27 protein-coding genes are annotated in these 15013 nt (G+C 71.0%); 4 read left to right on the forward strand and 23 right to left on the reverse strand.

The window, feature by feature from the left end; translation table 11 throughout:
- The 4 genes from OG852_RS30605 to OG852_RS30620 form a co-directional block, all read right to left on the reverse strand.
- The gene (locus OG852_RS30605; RefSeq protein WP_330349589.1) at positions 1-291 is read right to left on the reverse strand and encodes an HNH endonuclease; all 291 of its coding nucleotides are present in this window, start codon (positions 289-291) and stop codon (positions 1-3) included.
- 2 nt (positions 292-293) lie between these two features.
- Positions 294-671 carry a hypothetical protein gene (locus OG852_RS30610; protein ID WP_330349590.1) on the reverse strand — a complete coding sequence of 126 codons (378 nt, stop codon included), beginning with the start codon at positions 669-671 and terminating at the stop codon, positions 294-296.
- Between the two features lie 229 nt (positions 672-900).
- Positions 901-1116 (reverse strand): MerR family transcriptional regulator, encoded by a 216-nt coding sequence (locus tag OG852_RS30615; protein WP_330349591.1) that lies wholly within the window; start codon positions 1114-1116, stop codon positions 901-903.
- A 56-nt stretch (positions 1117-1172) separates the two neighbouring features.
- A complete protein-coding gene (locus OG852_RS30620) occupies positions 1173-1535 on the reverse strand; it encodes a hypothetical protein (RefSeq protein ID WP_330349592.1) in 363 nt (120 codons plus the stop codon).
- A gap of 147 nt (positions 1536-1682) precedes the next feature.
- Here OG852_RS30620 and OG852_RS30625 point away from each other — a divergent pair, with 147 nt between their 5' ends.
- Complete coding sequence (locus OG852_RS30625) at positions 1683-2291, forward strand: hypothetical protein (protein ID WP_330349593.1); 609 nt, start codon at positions 1683-1685, stop codon at positions 2289-2291.
- Positions 2292-2408: 117 nt separating this feature from the next.
- Here OG852_RS30625 and OG852_RS30630 read toward each other — a convergent pair whose 3' ends face one another.
- The 11 genes from OG852_RS30630 to OG852_RS30680 all read right to left on the reverse strand — a co-directional run bounded on the left by OG852_RS30630 (position 2409) and on the right by OG852_RS30680 (position 8340).
- Positions 2409-2804 carry a hypothetical protein gene (locus OG852_RS30630; protein ID WP_330349594.1) on the reverse strand — a complete coding sequence of 132 codons (396 nt, stop codon included), beginning with the start codon at positions 2802-2804 and terminating at the stop codon, positions 2409-2411.
- 175 nt (positions 2805-2979) lie between these two features.
- Positions 2980-3378, reverse strand: a complete 399-nt coding sequence (locus OG852_RS30635) for a hypothetical protein (protein ID WP_330349595.1) — start codon at positions 3376-3378, stop codon at positions 2980-2982.
- Between the two features lie 159 nt (positions 3379-3537).
- Positions 3538-3909 carry a hypothetical protein gene (locus OG852_RS30640; protein WP_330349596.1) on the reverse strand — a complete coding sequence of 124 codons (372 nt, stop codon included), beginning with the start codon at positions 3907-3909 and terminating at the stop codon, positions 3538-3540.
- Positions 3910-4068: 159 nt separating this feature from the next.
- Positions 4069-4284, reverse strand: coding sequence for a hypothetical protein (locus OG852_RS30645; protein ID WP_330349597.1), 216 nt, complete (start codon positions 4282-4284; stop codon positions 4069-4071).
- Positions 4281-4427: a hypothetical protein gene (locus OG852_RS30650; protein ID WP_330349598.1), complete on the reverse strand. Its 147-nt coding sequence runs from the start codon at positions 4425-4427 to the stop codon at positions 4281-4283. Before OG852_RS30650 ends, OG852_RS30645 begins: the two co-directional genes overlap by 4 nt.
- A 77-nt stretch (positions 4428-4504) precedes the next feature.
- Positions 4505-5182 carry a hypothetical protein gene (locus tag OG852_RS30655; protein ID WP_330349599.1) on the reverse strand — a complete coding sequence of 226 codons (678 nt, stop codon included), beginning with the start codon at positions 5180-5182 and terminating at the stop codon, positions 4505-4507.
- Positions 5182-5628, reverse strand: a complete 447-nt coding sequence (locus OG852_RS30660) for a hypothetical protein (RefSeq protein WP_330349600.1) — start codon at positions 5626-5628, stop codon at positions 5182-5184. Before OG852_RS30660 ends, OG852_RS30655 begins: the two co-directional genes overlap by 1 nt.
- Positions 5625-6365: a hypothetical protein gene (locus tag OG852_RS30665; protein ID WP_330349601.1), complete on the reverse strand. Its 741-nt coding sequence runs from the start codon at positions 6363-6365 to the stop codon at positions 5625-5627. Before OG852_RS30665 ends, OG852_RS30660 begins: the two co-directional genes overlap by 4 nt.
- Entirely contained in the window at positions 6362-7762 is a 1401-nt protein-coding gene (locus OG852_RS30670) for a hypothetical protein (protein ID WP_330349602.1), read from the reverse strand. The genes OG852_RS30665 and OG852_RS30670 overlap by 4 nt, the downstream gene beginning before the upstream one ends.
- A gap of 72 nt (positions 7763-7834) precedes the next feature.
- On the reverse strand, positions 7835-8035 hold the full coding sequence (locus tag OG852_RS30675; protein ID WP_330349603.1) for a hypothetical protein: 201 nt from the start codon (positions 8033-8035) through the stop codon (positions 7835-7837).
- A complete protein-coding gene (locus OG852_RS30680) occupies positions 8032-8340 on the reverse strand; it encodes a hypothetical protein (RefSeq protein ID WP_330349604.1) in 309 nt (102 codons plus the stop codon). Before OG852_RS30680 ends, OG852_RS30675 begins: the two co-directional genes overlap by 4 nt.
- Positions 8341-8488: 148 nt before the next feature.
- On the opposite strand from OG852_RS30680, the gene OG852_RS30685 reads away from it, so the two are divergent.
- Together OG852_RS30685 and OG852_RS30690 are read left to right on the forward strand one after the other, a co-directional pair.
- A complete protein-coding gene (locus OG852_RS30685; RefSeq protein ID WP_330349605.1) occupies positions 8489-8767 on the forward strand; it encodes a hypothetical protein in 279 nt (92 codons plus the stop codon).
- Positions 8768-8832: 65 nt separating this feature from the next.
- Positions 8833-9111, forward strand: a complete 279-nt coding sequence (locus OG852_RS30690) for a hypothetical protein (RefSeq protein WP_330349606.1) — start codon at positions 8833-8835, stop codon at positions 9109-9111.
- 172 nt (positions 9112-9283) lie between these two features.
- Here OG852_RS30690 and OG852_RS30695 read toward each other — a convergent pair whose 3' ends face one another.
- Positions 9284-9739: a hypothetical protein gene (locus tag OG852_RS30695; RefSeq protein ID WP_330349607.1), complete on the reverse strand. Its 456-nt coding sequence runs from the start codon at positions 9737-9739 to the stop codon at positions 9284-9286.
- A gap of 67 nt (positions 9740-9806) precedes the next feature.
- On the opposite strand from OG852_RS30695, the gene OG852_RS30700 reads away from it, so the two are divergent.
- Positions 9807-10142 carry a DUF6233 domain-containing protein gene (locus OG852_RS30700; protein WP_330349608.1) on the forward strand — a complete coding sequence of 112 codons (336 nt, stop codon included), beginning with the start codon at positions 9807-9809 and terminating at the stop codon, positions 10140-10142.
- 1 nt (position 10143) lies between these two features.
- Here OG852_RS30700 and ku read toward each other — a convergent pair whose 3' ends face one another.
- From ku to OG852_RS30735, 7 genes are all read right to left on the reverse strand, one after another.
- A complete protein-coding gene (gene ku, locus OG852_RS30705) occupies positions 10144-11046 on the reverse strand; it encodes a non-homologous end joining protein Ku (protein WP_330349609.1) in 903 nt (300 codons plus the stop codon).
- A gap of 870 nt (positions 11047-11916) precedes the next feature.
- Positions 11917-12603, reverse strand: coding sequence for a hypothetical protein (locus tag OG852_RS30710; protein ID WP_330349610.1), 687 nt, complete (start codon positions 12601-12603; stop codon positions 11917-11919).
- Positions 12604-12662: 59 nt separating this feature from the next.
- Complete coding sequence (locus tag OG852_RS30715) at positions 12663-13010, reverse strand: hypothetical protein (protein ID WP_330349611.1); 348 nt, start codon at positions 13008-13010, stop codon at positions 12663-12665.
- Positions 13011-13052: 42 nt separating this feature from the next.
- Entirely contained in the window at positions 13053-13406 is a 354-nt protein-coding gene (locus OG852_RS30720) for a hypothetical protein (protein ID WP_330349612.1), read from the reverse strand.
- 91 nt (positions 13407-13497) lie between these two features.
- Positions 13498-14499, reverse strand: a complete 1002-nt coding sequence (locus tag OG852_RS30725) for a hypothetical protein (protein ID WP_330349613.1) — start codon at positions 14497-14499, stop codon at positions 13498-13500.
- Positions 14492-14704 carry a hypothetical protein gene (locus tag OG852_RS30730; protein WP_330349614.1) on the reverse strand — a complete coding sequence of 71 codons (213 nt, stop codon included), beginning with the start codon at positions 14702-14704 and terminating at the stop codon, positions 14492-14494. Before OG852_RS30730 ends, OG852_RS30725 begins: the two co-directional genes overlap by 8 nt.
- Before the next feature lie 2 nt (positions 14705-14706).
- Entirely contained in the window at positions 14707-15006 is a 300-nt protein-coding gene (locus tag OG852_RS30735) for a hypothetical protein (RefSeq protein WP_330349615.1), read from the reverse strand.
- Between the last annotated feature and the right edge of the window lie 7 nt (positions 15007-15013).

The following is a 15013-nucleotide window of genomic DNA, read 5'->3' on the forward strand; positions in this document are numbered from 1 at the left end:
TCACCACCTTCGTGACGACCGTACGGGCTGCCGTGCGGCGTCGATGCGGTTGCCTCGGGCGGAGTTGCAGCGGCGGTGTGCGCTGCGGGCGTTGGCGGGGTCGTGGAGGTCGCCGCCCTTCGACAGGGGGACGGCGTGGTCGAGGGTGAAGGCGTCGCGGTGGCGTTGGGCGGCGAGGCCGGTGAGGTCGTAGCGGATGGGTTCGCCGCACCACCAGCAGGGCAGGCGTAGGGCGCGCTGCTTGTCGCAGAGGCGGCGGTAGGGGCGGCCGTTGCGGGGGTTGGCCGGCATGGTCAGCCTCCGAGGCCGGGGGTGGTGCGGAGTTGGCGGAGGAGTTCCTCGCCGACGCTCTTGGGGTCGAGCTGGACGTGGAGGTCGTAGGTGGTGGGCCGGCCGTCGGTGCCGGTGACGAGGGCCTGGGCGACGCTGGCCCACATGTCGGCGAGCCTGGCGGAGTCAGCGGTACGGGAGGCGTGCCCCTGGGCACGCTGCCGGGCCTCGCCGACAGCCGCGCGCCTGTAGTCGTCGCTGGCGTGGGCGTCCGCGTAGGTGGTCTCCTCGAGGGCCTGGGCGTGGTGCTTCTGCGCGGCCTGGGCGTGCTCGAAGGCCCGTTGCTGGGCGGTGGTGAGGGCGGTGGCGCGGTCAAACGGGGCGGGCGGGGTGTTGGGCATGGGACTGCTCCTGGTGGCGAGGGGGGCGCCCGCCGTACGGCGTCGACGCGTCCCCAGTCCCCAGTGGGGGTGCGTCGGCGTGAGCGGCTGCTGTACGGCGGGCGCGGGCACGACGAAGGCCCCGGAGCTCGCCTCTCCGGGGCCTTCGTCGTGCGTCTGGGGTGTCCGTTTTTGGACATGGTTGTGCGGGAAGATCGTGGCGCATGGATCGTCGCACGTCAAGCGGGGTTTACCGGTGGGCGCGTTGGCCTGGGCGGTTGGGCTTGGCGGCGGTCTGGGCGGTGGTGACGGCGTCGACGGTGTAGATGGGGTGGCGGGTGCTTCCGCCGGCGCGGTGGAGTATGCCGCGGCGGACCCAGTCGCGGATGGTTGCGGGTTGTACGCCAGCGGCCTGGGCGGCGAGGGTCGTGGTGAGGTAGCCGGGTGGCAGGGACGTGTACTGCATGTGGCCCATGGTGCGGCATGGGCTGGGGCTGGTGGTGTTCCGGCGGCGTGGGCGCGTCAGGGTGTCGGGCAGGACGCGGGGTCGTCGATGCAGGCCTGGAGGTCTTCCCGCCCTTGCTTGTTGGCTTGCTGGAGGCCCTCGAAGTACATGTCGGTGTAGTCGCCCTCGGGAAGGCCCTTGCACGCGGACGGCTCGACGTCCTCGTCGGTCTCCGCGTTGAAGTCGTCCGGGCGGGAGGCGATCGTCTCGGCCCAGGCCTCCACACAGGCCTGCCGGGCCTCCGCCGCCGACAGGGTCGGTGCGGACGAAGTCGCGCTGCTGGCTGGCGCCTTCGGCTTGTCGTCGCTGTCGCCGGAGGCCGAGCAGGCGGCGAGGGCGAGGCAGGCGGTGGCGAGTATGGCGATGGACGTGCGGCGCATGGTTCCCCCAGCGGCTCGATCAGATGCCGGCCGATCCTAGCTGTGGAGCACCCGAGTTGGAGCCGGTTGGGGCCGTTGTGGGCGGTGTGACAGTTCTGTGACTGATCGTCTGGTCCCCGGCCCGGTGTCTGCGTCTACGGTGCGCGTGTGAGTGCAGTGGATTGGGGCGATGTCCCCACATGGGTGGCGGCGGTCTTCGCGGGCGGTGCCGCGCTCTTCGCGTATCAGACGATCAAGAGCCAGCGAGAACAGATCGGCGAGCAGCGGGTGTTCATCGCCGAGCAGTCGGTCAACCTCGAACTGGAGCGCGCCGAGCTGCGCGCTGCCGCTAAGGACCGCAGGAAGGCGCAGGCCCAGCAGATCAAGGTTTACCACCGTAAGGCCGGCGGTGAGGTGACCGGCGTGGGGACGCCCACGGTGGACGACCACTGGGTGGTGACGGTGAGCAACTTCAGCACCTCGCCCATCCATGATGTCGAGGTGCGATTCGGCGCGGCGTACCTGGCGGCTGAGATATACGCATGGCCGATCAACGCGCACCCTCGTGACAGGGCAGTGAGCGCCCGGGACCGTATGGTCGCACCGGTGGCGCTCCTCGGCCCGGATAGGGCTGCCCGGTTCATGTCGCAGACGTTCTCGCCCGCCACGCTCCACAACAGTAAGCCGAGCGTGGCGTTCACCGACGACGGCGGCGTGCGGTGGAGGCTGGACTACTTCGGGAAGCTCGAGGAGGCGCCAGCGGCGCCTGGGACGTAGCGCATGCTCCGGGTACAGCGAGGCCCCGTCGCAAGTCGCGGCGGGGCCTCGGGGTGGGGAGCCGGGCCAAGGCCCGTTGGTCTGACTTGGCCGCCCGGCCTCCCCGGGCGGGCGCGCTCACTCATCGTTCCGGCGGTAGCTACGGCGGCCGATCATGGCCTTCATGGCGGTCCGTCCGTACCAGCGGTTGGTGCCGTGCTCGGTGTCGTCGGGCTCGGGCCAGCGGCCCCGGGTGAGGTCGGCGCGGATCGTGCCGGCCTTGATGCCGATGCCGGCGGCCTCGAGGTCCTGGGCGGTGTAGAGGCGCTCGGGCTCCAGCTCCACGGCCTGGCGCTGGACGTGCTCGCGGACGAACGCGGCGACGTCCTCGGCGTCGTACTCCTTGTAGCGGCCGCGCTTGCCAGTGGGGGCCGGCCACTCGGGGTGCTGGGTCCAGGTCGCGCGCACCGTGTGCTGGTTCACGCCGTAGGTCTCGGCGATCTCGGGGGCGATCATGCGTTGCGGGGCTACCATGGCGGCTGGACTCTCCTTTGCGGAGTTTTCGACTGGTGGGGCCGACGCTCTCTCACCCCCGGGTGACCGGGGTTGCGTCGGCCCCTTTTGCTGTGCGTGAGAGCGGTGGGGCGGGCGTTGAGCGTTCCGAGAGGAGGGGCCCGCCCCGCGCTGGCTGCGGGGGCGGGCGGTGCGATTACGACTCGTCGCTGTCGTCCAGTTCGTCGTTCTCGATCATCTCGGCGATGGTCGTGAACCGGGCGACTGCGTGCTGTGCGCAGTCGAGTCGCCAGGGGGCGGGTCCTGCCATCTGGCGCAGGCACAGCATCTCGTAGGCGGTGAACCATTCGAGGATGAGGTGCCCGTAGGCCAGTCGGTGTGAGCCGGGGATGGGCTCGTCCTCGATGAGGACGCGTGCCCGGTCGAGCGCGAGGACCGTGTCCAGCACGGGCCCCGTCACCTCATCCCCATCGAGCTCGGGGATGACTACCGGGATCGGGAGGTCGAGCAGGAGTGCCCGAAGGTAATCCATCATCCCGATCACGACGGCTCCCAGCTCCAGGAACCGCTCCTTGTCGCTGCCATGGTCTGCCATGGCTTCTCCTCTCTGGAATTTTCAACTGGTGTCAGATCCGGGGCTCTCACCCCCCGCCCTGACGTATCTAACTTTACAGCACTCACGTCTAATATTGCAACTCCCCTGGGTGGGGAAATGAGAGAGCCCCCCGGCTGGTTGCCGGGGGGCGGGGGTGGATCAGCCAGCGTTCGCCAGGAGCCAGATGATCAGGCTCTTCAGTGCCTCGTCTGCGTGGAGCAGATTGGCACCGACACCCTCAGCTCTGGTGTCCTCGTACCTCGCCGCGCACAGCGCGTAGAGGTCGATGGCGGCCAGGAGGTGGATGCAGCCGGTGTACAGCTGCGCCTCCTGGGTCTCGCCCATCGGCTGATCCTTGGCCAGTGCGGCCACCCGCTGGATTGCGGGGACCGCGTTGGCGGCGGGAATGTGCCGGTCGGTCGGCAGGGTGATCGGCACGGGGAGTGCCTGGCACGCGTCGACCAGGAGCGAGTACGTCACGGAGATCCCATGCACAAGCGCATGCATGACCTCGTCGTCACGGTCAGCCATGGTGGCTTCCTCTCTTGAGTTTTCAACTGGCTGTCGGTCCGGGGTCTCTCACCTCCCCTTCCGACACGTCTAACTTTACAGCACTGGCGCCTAGAATTGCAACACCCTGGGGCGGGGAAAGGCCCCCGGTCCGTATGGGCCGGGGGCCTGTGCGTGCGGTCAGGCGCGGCGCCAGCCGGACAGGCGGTCGTCGTCGCCGACCTCGGCGGTCAGGCGTGCGCCGGCGAGCTCGTCGAGGGGGATGCCGGCGGCCGCGGCGACGTCGGCGGCCGGGTAGCGCTGGGGCTCGGCGCGCTCCTCGGCGGGGACGTCGGCGACGATCTCGGCCTGGTCGCCGAACAGCAGCAAGACCTTGACGTGGACGCGCTCGCTCATGCCTGCTCCTTCTTCTTCGGGGTGCCCGGGGCGGGCTTCTTCGTGGTCTTCAACCAGCCGCCGCGTGACGCCTGGTAGGTCGTCTCGTGCCCCTTCAGCCGGGGGTCGTCCGGCTTGATGGGGCGTGGGAATCCGAGTGCCATGATGGCGGTCTCCTGTCTCGTGATCGGGATGGGGCCGGGGCGGTCGGTCAGCTGCCAGGCGGGCGGCCGCCCCGGGGTCATGCGGAGGCGCGGCGCCAGCGGACGTGCGTGCGGGCGGGGTTGGCCTCGTCCGGCACCGTGTCGAAGGCGGTGCCGTCGTTGTTGTTGTCGTTGTTGTTGCTGGTCAACGCCCCTTCCTGGGCGCCCTGCTGGGCGGGGGAGGGGAGGGGTGGGAAGTCCTGCTGCTTCACGCCCGGGGAGACGGCCACGGGGCGGCCCTTCATGCGGACCCCGCCGGAGATGGGGATGCGGGCCTCGGTGAGGGCCTCCCGAACGCGGTCGGTGGGGGCGCCAAGATGCTCGGCGAGGGCGGTGATGTGAGCGTGCGGGGCGCCCACCGCGTGGAGGGCCAGCGCGAGCTCCTCGCGGAAGGTCAGCCCGAACCCGTTGACCTTCTCGGGGAGCTCGTCGGCCTGGCAGTCGTCCTCCGTCTCGGCCGGCGGCTCGGCTTCTGCCGAGGTGTCCTCCCCCGCCTTGGCCTTGGGGTCGGGCAGACGTAGGCCGAGCACGACGGCCGTGATGAGCCAGGCCGCCGTCGCGGTCCAGGCGATGCGCCAGGTCCAGGGCAGGCCCTTGATGAACAGGGCGGCTCCGAACACGGCGGCGGTACGGGGCAGGGGCTGCTTGCCGAGCCAGGCGGCGAGGGCCTGGGCGATCCGACTGGAGCCGGTCCAGACGGCGATCCAGACGCGCATCAGGCTCCCCCGATGATCAGGACGGCGGAGGCGAACTCGACGGGTACGGCGAAGATCGAGCCATCCCCGGCTGCGGGGAACACGAAGGCGCTGATCATGCCGAGGACTGCGCTGGTCACGGGGTTCTGCGGTGCGGTCAGCATGAGGAAGAACAGGACGAGGGCGACGGCGCCGATGCCGACGTTGCCGAGCGGTCCGCCGCCGGTGCCGACACCGAAGCCGGTCAGGCCCTGGCTGGTGACACGCTCGGGGTTGGCCCAGATCTGTCCGGCTGCGGCGTAGGAGGTGCCTGCGAGGAAGGCGACGATTCCGGCGGCGCGGGTGCCGAACTTGACCTTGCCCTTGCCCTTCACGCCGAAGAACAGCAGGACGGACAGGGCGAGGGCGAGGCCGCCGGCGCCGACTGGTCCGAAGACCGTCTCCCCCGTGACTGCGAGCGTGATCACGTACTGGCTCCGATCAGGGCGTTCGGGGTGTACAGGGCGGTGGCGAGGAGGGCGGTGGCGAAGGGGATGCGCAGAACCCACATGGCGGCCGGGCGCAGCGGGGGCGGGACGATGCGCAGGTAGCGGGCCATGACGTACTCGGCGCCGACGTAGGAGAAGGCGGCGAGGGCGAGGCCGGCGGCCACTCCCCCGTTTTGTGCGGCGGTGAGCATGGCGGTGATGGCCGTCTTCAGGCCGAAGGCCCAGCCGACGCCGGCGGCGGCGCCGTGGACGGCGAGCCACCGTCGTACGGCCTGGCGCCAGGCGCGGTCGCGCTGCTGCGCGGGGGTCTCGGCCGGCTGCGGGGGCTGCACCGTGATGTGGATGCCAGGTGCGACCTCGGTCGGCTGCGGCTGCGGCTGTGGTTCGTCGTCGGGGGCGCCGCGCTTGAAGGGGAACATGGTGCGCCGGCCTTTCCGGGGCGGGTCGTCGGGGACGGCTGCGGCTTCGGCGGGTTCGCCCTCGTCCGGGGCGCCCTCGCTCTCGTCGCCTGCGGCTACGGCTGCGGGGGTGGGGCGGGTACGCCACCACTCGGCTGCGGCTGCGATCGGGTCTGCAGCCGCAGCCGACTGCGGGCGGTCGGCCTCGGCGGCTGCGGCTGCAGTCGGCTGCGGTTCGGCGTCGGGGCCGACACCGCGGAGGCGGAGTATCTGGCGTACGCGGATCTCGTCCGCGCCGGGGGCGGCTGTCACGGTCATGCTTCCTTCGCGGGTGGCTGCGCAGCCGCAGCCGGTGTGGGGAGTGCAGTCGGGAGGTGGGCGTGGATGCGCTGGGCGCGGCGCTGGCCGATGCCGAGGTCGCGCTGCAGCTGGCGCTGGGAGACCTGGCTGCCGGTCTCGGTGAGCACGCGGATGTTCAGGGCCTGGGCGCGCTCGAGGACGTGGGCGTCGGTGTCCGGGCTGCGCAGCTGCGCGACCTGGCTGCGGCTGCTGGCCGGGGCGGCTGCAATCGGCTGCGGTGTAGCCGTAGCCGGGATGACCTGCGACGGCTGCGGCTGCGCGGCTGCGGGGTCGGGGGCGCAGACGTTCGGCTGCGGCGGCAGCATCGGCTGCATGTACAAGACGAGGGCCGCTGGGTCGAGGGCCGCGGCCGCAGCCGCAGCCGGTGCCCCCTCCCCTTCCACGCCGTCGGTGAAGATGCGGGGTGCAGCCGTATCCGGCTGCGGTGCAGTCGGCTGCGCGACGGCGAGGGCGGCTGCTGTTGTGTCGTCGAAGTCATCCGGGACGGCATCCGGCCCCGGCTCCGGCTGCGTACGTTCGAGGGCCGGGTGCGGCTGCGGTGCGGGTTCGAGGACCCAGGGTGAGATGACGTCCATGGTGTGGAGCTGCTCAGCGGTTCGGCGGCCGGCGAGGTCCTGAAGGAGGGCGTGGCGGCGGGTGCCGTCGGTGGTGGCGCGGGTGCGGGCGACGGCAGCGGCGAGCCGGGCCCTCCCCCAGGGGCCGAGCCTGCGGCGGGAGGCGAGGCGTACGGCCCGGGCGTGGGCGCGGTCGCGGGTGATCTCCTCGGCGGTGCGGTTGCGGGTGGCGAGTCCAAGGTGGGAGAGGAGGCGCTCGCGGAGTTCGTGGCCGATCTGGGCGGGCAGGCCGGTGGAGAGGGCCTCGGGGCGGGTGACGCGGATCTCCAGGCCCATGGCGAGGTGCCAGAGCAGGGCTGCCATGACCGGGCCGAAGACGGCACGCACGAGTCCGCCGACGAGTCCGGACTCAGTGAACGCGGGGACGACCTGGACGCCGGCGATGCACCAGACCATGACGCCGGGCACGCCCGGGGTGCCGGCCTGCTCGGTGGTGGCGGTGGCCAGCTTGTTGGCGCGGGCCATGATGGCGCAGACGACGAGGACGACCTCGCCGGCCGCGAACAGCCAGAGCCGTTCGCTGGTCGCCATGTGGAGTCGGTGGTCGGCGAAGCGCCAGCTGGTGTCGGCGGAGAAGCCGGTGCAGACGAGGGCGCCGATGCTGGCGGCGAGGACGTTGCCGCTGGTGCGGTGGGCGATGTAGGCGGCGAGGCCGACGATGAGAGTGATCAGGACGGCCGTGAGAAGCATGAGCGGCCAGTGCGTGCTCGTCCAGGCGAGGGGCTGGTCCAGGGAGGACACGTGGGCTCCAGGAGGAGGAGAGGGTGCGGGCCCCGCGTGGGGGATTTCGCGGGGCCCGCGGTCTGGAGGCGGTCAGCGCTTCGGCAGGAAGCTGCGCCGCCGGGTCGTGCCGTCGATCGCGCGGGCCGAGGCGAGCTGGGTGCGGGCCTCGCCCGCTGCGAGCTCGGCCTCGGTGGGCTCGCCGTCGGGGGCGGTCGTGCTGCGCAGGTCGCCCGCGCAGGTCTCCGGCGTGGCGGACTCGGCCATGATCCGGTTGGACGGCCAGATGCTCATCGCTGCTCGCCTCCGCCCTTGATCTCCCGGAGGCGGGCGGCGTAGGCGGTGCGGGTGATGTGACCGGTGATCTCCGGGCAGGCGAGGTTCAGCGCCCGGCTGAGGACCGGGTCCATGGTCGTGGCCTGGAGGACGGCGATCCGGGCGGTGGCGGTGAGCGGCTGGTCGGGGCGGTTGCGCTCGAGGCGCTCGGCGATCTCGCCGAGCATCGTGCGGACCTGCGCGTCGACGTGCGCCTGGCCGCGGCCGTAGCGGGCGAGCGGAGACGGGGCTTCGGGCGGAGGGCTGGACTGGGTACGCTCCATGGCGGACCTTTCCTGTGATCGCTGGGACGGGTCCACCCCTCGGCCCGGAGCTGCAACTCCACATGGGCCGAGGGGTTTTGCCGTTGTGCCGGATCCAAAGTAGCGACCTTGTTGCCACGTGGCAACAAGGTCAGACAGGATGGTGCCCATGGCCGAGGCCGAAGGAGGGCCGGACATGGTGTCGTTTCGCGAGCTCGCGCGCAGGCTCGTGGCTGACGGGATCGTCGAGACGATCTCCCATCAGCGGCTGTCGAAGATCTCGCGGGAGGACCCTGCGTTCCCGCCGGTCGTCAAAGTCGGCAGCTCGAACGCCGTGGACTACCGGCTCGCGGCGCCGTACTTCAGGAAGCGTGTCACGCGGCCAGGGCGGCGTACGGATCTCGAAGACCAGCAGGTAGACCGTGACCCGCCGGACGCCTCGCAGTAGCTGCCGATGCCGGCCCCCGTCGTCGAGGCGGGGGCTGCGCTCTGTCGCACGTAGGATCCTTGGCCGTGGCACACACCTTCGAAGAACTCGTCGAGACGCAGCAGGCCGCCGACCAGGCGCACGCTCAGGTCCTGGCTCTGCGGGATGAGTACGGACGCGTGACCGTCGAGTGGACCGACGAGCAGAATGCGGCGTACGAGACGGCCTGGAGGAACTGGCGCGCGCTCGCCGAGGCGAGCCAGGCCGCGGTCACCGGGCACGCGAAGGATGAGGGCGCGCCGCGCTACGACATCGAGGCGAAGGTGCGCAGGGCCGTACGCCACCCCGAACCGGTCAGCGCGTAGAGATCCGGTACTCGTCCACCGGGTACGACTCCGCCGGAACCGCCTCCGGTTCGGGCCGGTGGCGTCGCTGATTCGGCAGGGAGTCAGCCGCGTCTCGACGCTTCAGTCGGCGGAGGGCGCGCTCGCGGTTCGGATAGGTGCGGTGGGCCATGATCCTCAGGATGGCAGAGGCCTACGGTTCATCCGGCCAACTCGTCAACCGGGCGCCCGCCTCGTCGTCGTCGAGGGTGACCCGGGCGCCGTCCCGGCCTCCGTATGCGCCGATCCATCTGGTGACCTTGTCGTCGGCGGTCGCTCGCGTCGCCCACCACCCCTCCATCAGTGGCCGGTCTGTCGCCCACAGGGTGACGCGGTAGCGGCCTTCCATGGGGCGCCCTGCCTCCCAGTTCTGCTGGATCCCGGCGACCATGCAGTCCCGGCACTGATCGTGCCAGCGGAGCCCGAGATCGGGGATCTTGACGACGCGTGTCGCAACGGCCAGTGCCCGGCAGGAGCAGCAGCGGCGGCGGTCCGCTGAGTGGATGTCGATGCGCGGCCACCAGTCGGCGCGCACCGGGCGGGCCGGGGCCGGGTCCAGGGCTGCCGGGTCGATGTCGAGGAATGCGAGTCGCTCCTGGTCGGTGGGCATCTCGTCCTCCTGTCGTGCTCGCCCCCTCGTGGTGCCGGTGGGCAGCCTACCTCCTAGAATCGAACACGTGAACGACCTGCCGCCCGATCTGCCACGCCTCCGAACCCTGGAGACCTGGCTGACCCTCACCCTCGACCGGGTACGGCAGCAGATCAAGGACGCCGAGCAGCGGGAAGCGGAGCGCCAGCACGGCATCGAGGCCCGGCCGCCCGCGCCGGACTGGCTGATCGAGCGCGGCCTGTCCGGGCAGGACGCGGTGTACGTCCACGCCGGGGGCTGCTGGAACGCCGGGAAACGATCGAAGGGCGTCGACCGGTCGACCGCGCTGCACGCGCTCACGGAAGGCGTAGCGGCGTGCCCGCACTGCCGGCCGGACACCGAGCTCGGCTACTTCGACGGGTGAGTCAGGCGCTGCGGGACTTGCGCGCGGTCGTCTTCTTCGCCGCGCTCTTCTTGGCTGGCGTCTTCTTCGCGGCTGTCTTCTTGGGCGCGGTCTTCTTCCTCGGCTTCGGTCCGGAGTCCTCGCCGCGGGCTGCCTTCGCCTTGGCCACGGATTCGTTCAAGGCGGCCATCAGGTCGAGCACCTTGCTGGGCTCCTCCGGCTCCGGGGCCTCGGGCAGCTGGCGGTCCTCACGCTTCGCCTCGATGATCTTCTCCATGGCCTCGGTGTAGGTGTCCTGGAACTCTTCCCCTTCCAGGTCCTCGCGGGTCATCGTCTCCAGCAGGGCGAGCGCCCCATCGATCTCCTCCTCGGAGACCTCCACCGGCGGGGGCAGCAACTCGGCCGGATCGCGGATCTCGTCCGGCCAGCGCATGGCGTGCAGCACGATCGCGTCGCCGCGCACCCTCAGCAGGCCCAGGCGCTCACGGCCGGACCAGGCGTACTTCGCGATGGCCACCTTCGCCGAGCGCTCCAGGGCCTGGCGCAGGAGCTTGTACGGCTTCGCCGCGACCTGGCCGTCCGGGGCGAGGTAGTAGCCCTCGCCGATCCGGATCGGGTCGATGGACTCCAGCGGGACGAACGCGTCGATCTCGATCGCCTTCGCGGTCGGCAGCGGCAGCTCGCGGAGCTCCTCGTCGGTGATCGGTATGACCTGTGTCTTGGTCAGCTCGTAGCCCTTGCCGATCTCCGCGTTCGAGACCTCGCGGTCCTCGATCTCGCACACCTTGCGGGTACGTATCCGGGCCATGTCGTCCAGGTGGTACTGGTGGAAGCGGATCGAGTGGTCCTCAGTGGCGGACTGTACGTGGATAGGCACCGTGACCAGGCCAAAGCTGATGGCGCCTGACCAGATGGACCGGGGCATGGCGAGACCTCCGTGACGGCCCCGAGCGGCTTCAGCCTACGAGCGTCCGGCGGGCCTCGCATGCATTCGGCCTGTTGGCCCGGGGCCTGGGCAGGGCGGCGTCTGCAGAGGCGAGCTATGCGTCGAGCCGCTCACCTGCATATCGGTGAGCGGCTCGTTGTCTCTGCTGGGTTTAGCGGTGGGCCAACCACCACAGGACGATCAAGATGACCGCGTAGCGCCCGCATTGAAACGCTGCCCCTGTGAGGAACGCGTGCCAAAGCTTTCGCCGCCACTTGGGCGCAGACTTTGCGAATCGTGCACGTGTGCGCCAGTAGGACAGGCTGACCTTGTGCTTCGCCACCCGGAAGTGGGCAGGTAGTTGTGCAACCCAGTCGGGGATGTGTTTCATGGAGATGGGTCTCCCATATGTACGCCATTTGGGGGAACGCCAAGCGGGGCCTCGAGATCAAGGTTTTCCAGGCCCGTGTGATTTCGAGGCCCCGCTCAACTGCTAAGACCGTAACCACAGGCCCCCGTCAGGCGTCTGCCTCCCTCGTCGCGGACACTCGCGCACCCATGAAATCCAGTCGCATTACCTGTTGATAACTTCATTCTTCGATTAGGCCTGATAGGGCGCGTGTAGTAGGCCGTCGGAGTGATGTTGAGGGGATGTCGAACTGATCTTTTGTCCTATAAGCCTCAGCAAACAGTCCTCTTTAGGGCCGTTCAAAAACAGGGCGCCGATCATGTACTGATGGGGTGAAGATCGCGTATCTGTGTTGACGGTTGTTCGGCGCCCGCGAGCGACATGCTGGCTGACCTGCGTAAAGGTATTTCGGCGGGTCAGATGGGGGCCATAGCACCCTGGCCCAGTGGTCGGACCGCTGGTCAGGCGGCTGGCTCGAGGCCTTCCTCGTGCTCCCCGGCGCTGTCGACCTGGGTCGGCCGGAGGCTGCCGGGCTGGTAGCGGCGCAGGGTGAGCCAGGTGTCGGGCGGGTACTGGCACAGGCACCAGTCGCACTGCACGGTGCGGGCCATGTCGGCGACGAGGCGGCGGCCGCAGACGATGCCGGACGGGTCGACTGCGATGCAGTAGCCCAGGAAGGTGTGCTGCTGCGGGTCGCGGTCGCCCTGGTCGACGACGGCGCGGACACGGTCGACCAGGCGGCGGATCTCGTGGGCCAGGCTGCCGCCCTGCTCCCACAGCGCGATGAAGTAGATCTCGCCGACGAGCTGGGCCGCGGCGGTCCTGATGCGGTTTGCGAGCGCGCCAGACCGGGCGGGTACGGGGCGGCTGCGGGTTTCCCAGACGGCGTCGCGCCAGTCCTCGAGGACGCCGGCGATCCCGCCGGCGGAACGCAGGTCCAGGACCTCGGTGTCGAGGGGCAGTGGCGCCTCGGCGCGGCGGACACGGCCGCCGTACTGGGCGGTGCCGCTGGTGCCAGGGGTGAGCCAGGGCTCGAGGGAGGCCCACATGCGGGGCAGAAGGGTGAGGCGGTTGATCGTGGTGAGGGCGCACTCGGGGCAGAGGTAGCCGTACTCGAGGGCGTGTTGCTTACACAGGGTGCAGATCATGGGGCCGCCTTTCTGCTGGTGGTGCGGGTGGTCCAGAGCGGGGTGTGGCCGGGCATGGGTTACCGCGGCTGGGGTGGGGCGGGGATGGGCGGGCGTAGGGCCTGGGGGACGAGCTGGCCGTAGCCGTCGGCGATGCCGGCGGCCTCGAGGAGGCGGTCCACCGCGTCGGCCTGGCGGCGGACCAGGGACAGGGGCTTACCGAGGTCGTCGGCGAGGCGGGCCAGCATGAGCGTGCGGCGGGCTGCGATGGCTGCCTCCCACTCACTCATGAGGCGGGCGAAGCCGGGAGATGGGCGGGCGGTGAACTCGGCTGTGATGGTGCCCTTGCCGTACTGACGGGGCCAGACGAGGTGGGAGCAGTCGGGGGCCTCGTCGGCGACGAGCTCCACCGTCCCGGGCACCGACACCCAGCCGGCGGCCTCGTCCCAGATGGCGAATGTGTCTATGTCTCAGCCCCGTCCTTCGCGCTCGGCGAGGAACTCGTCGACCGTCCCGTCCTCGTAGCGGGGGCGGGTACAGCGGGGGTTATGCGCGCGGCCGCGTGACGACGAGCCGATCCAGCAGCACGGCTTGAGTGGCGGCGGGTCCATGGCCAGGCCGCGCTGGCGCGCCCAGTCGAACTCGGCGAGCTCCCGCTGGTGTTCGCGGTGCGCGCGCAGGGCGGCGTCGGTGAGCGACAGGACCACGACCCCGGCGAGCACGGCCTCGCCGTACAGGCCGTGCCAGGCGAGGGCGATGGCGGCGGCTGCCAGGGCGATGGCCCCGGCGGTCGCGGCGTGCTGGCGGCGCTGATGGCGGGTCACGAACCGTCACCCCCACCCAAAACGGTGGCGGCCCACAGCAGCAGCCCGGCGAGCGCGAGGACGGGGAACACCGCCCCGACGAAGTGCGTGATCATGCCCGCGGCTCCCGGACGGGGGCCAGGTCGGCCGGGTAGACGGGGCAGCCGCCGCAGTGCCCAGCGATGACGGGCGCGGTGGGGTGCTGCGCGCAGGCCTGGCCGACGCACGCCTGGCGGCGGTCGATCGCCTCGATCCACGCCGTCGCGACGGCGGCGACCTGGACCAGTTCCTTCCGCAGCCGGTCCGGGGCGGACTCGGCGAAGGCCTCGGCGACCTCCTCGCGCAGAATGTGCAGCCAGTCCAGGTAGCCGCCCTCAGCTGCCGACTGGCACGCCATCTTCGCGACGTCCGCGTCGATGGTCTCCGGGTACTGGCCCGTGCCGTCGGGGTGGTTCTGCTCACCCCACTTCTCGTCCTGGCGGCCGCGCTCGGCGGCGACCTCGCCCAAGATCTCGGTGAGGGAAGGCCGCTGAGTGGCTACCTCCGGCGCGCTGCTCGGCTGACCAGCCCACGATCGGACTTTGTCCGCGAGCTGTGCTGCCGTGGCCGCCTTGCCCTGAGGCGCCGCGGTAAACAGGGCCAGTCGATCGGCGACCTCGAGGTAGATGTCCGTACGTACCGGTGCCGGTACGGTCCTGCCGGCCTCGGCGTCGGCGACCGCCATCGCGATGTCGGCGTCCGCGCCGTACGCGATCCGGTCGTCCGGGTACGCGTCCTCCCACCGGTCGCCGGGGTTCCAGTACTCGTAGATCCGCGCGGCGTACTGGTCGCGGCGCTCCTTGTGGGAGGACGGCAGCGGTGTGCTCGCGGCGGCGGTGTGGGTGGGCGCGGCCGACGCGGCTTCCCGCGCCCCGGCGGCCATCCGGCGCAGCAGGGCGGCGCTGGCACGCACGGCGGTGCCTTGCACCTCGGTCTCGGGGTCCGGCTCGTCCTGCTGCGCCCACTCGGTGGCTTCCTCGCGGGCCTGCTCGGCTTCGATCGCGGCGGCGGCTTCCTCCAGCACGGCGGCCCTGTCGGCGGGGACGGGCGTGGCGGGGGCAGGGGTGTCAGGCATTGGTGGGCTCCTGGTCGTCGAGCGGGAGTTGGCCGTCGGTGGCGGGTGCGGGGCGGGCGAGGATCGCCCGGATACGGAAGGGCTCGGCGCGGATCGCGGCGCGCTGGTCGGGGCGGAGCTTGCGCCAGCAGCGGGACCCGATCCGCCGCGCGCGGGCGGCGGCGGACCGGATCGGCTGGTGGCACAGCTCGCACACGGTGGCCACGGCTACAGCTCCTCGAGGGCGTAGGCGATCGCCGCGTTGATCTCGGCCTGGTGGTGCTCGCGGTCGGATGCCGCGCGGGCCTCGGCCTCCTGCCGGGTGAGGGTGCAGTCGGGGCAGTAGGCGGGCGCGCCGTCGTTGAGGATGTCCGGGCCGTCCCACTCGTTGTCGTGGGCCCAGCTGGCGGCGGCTTCGGGGGACTCGAAGTACCAGGGCATGCCGTCGTCGTGCTCGGCGATGACGGCGCAGCGTTCGGTGTTGCAGGCCAGGGTGTACAGCGGTTCGTTGCGCTTGAGGATCGACATGACGGCC

The organism is Streptomyces sp. NBC_00582 (assembly GCF_036345155.1).
In the GTDB taxonomy this organism is placed as follows: Bacteria; Actinomycetota; Actinomycetes; order Streptomycetales; family Streptomycetaceae; genus Streptomyces.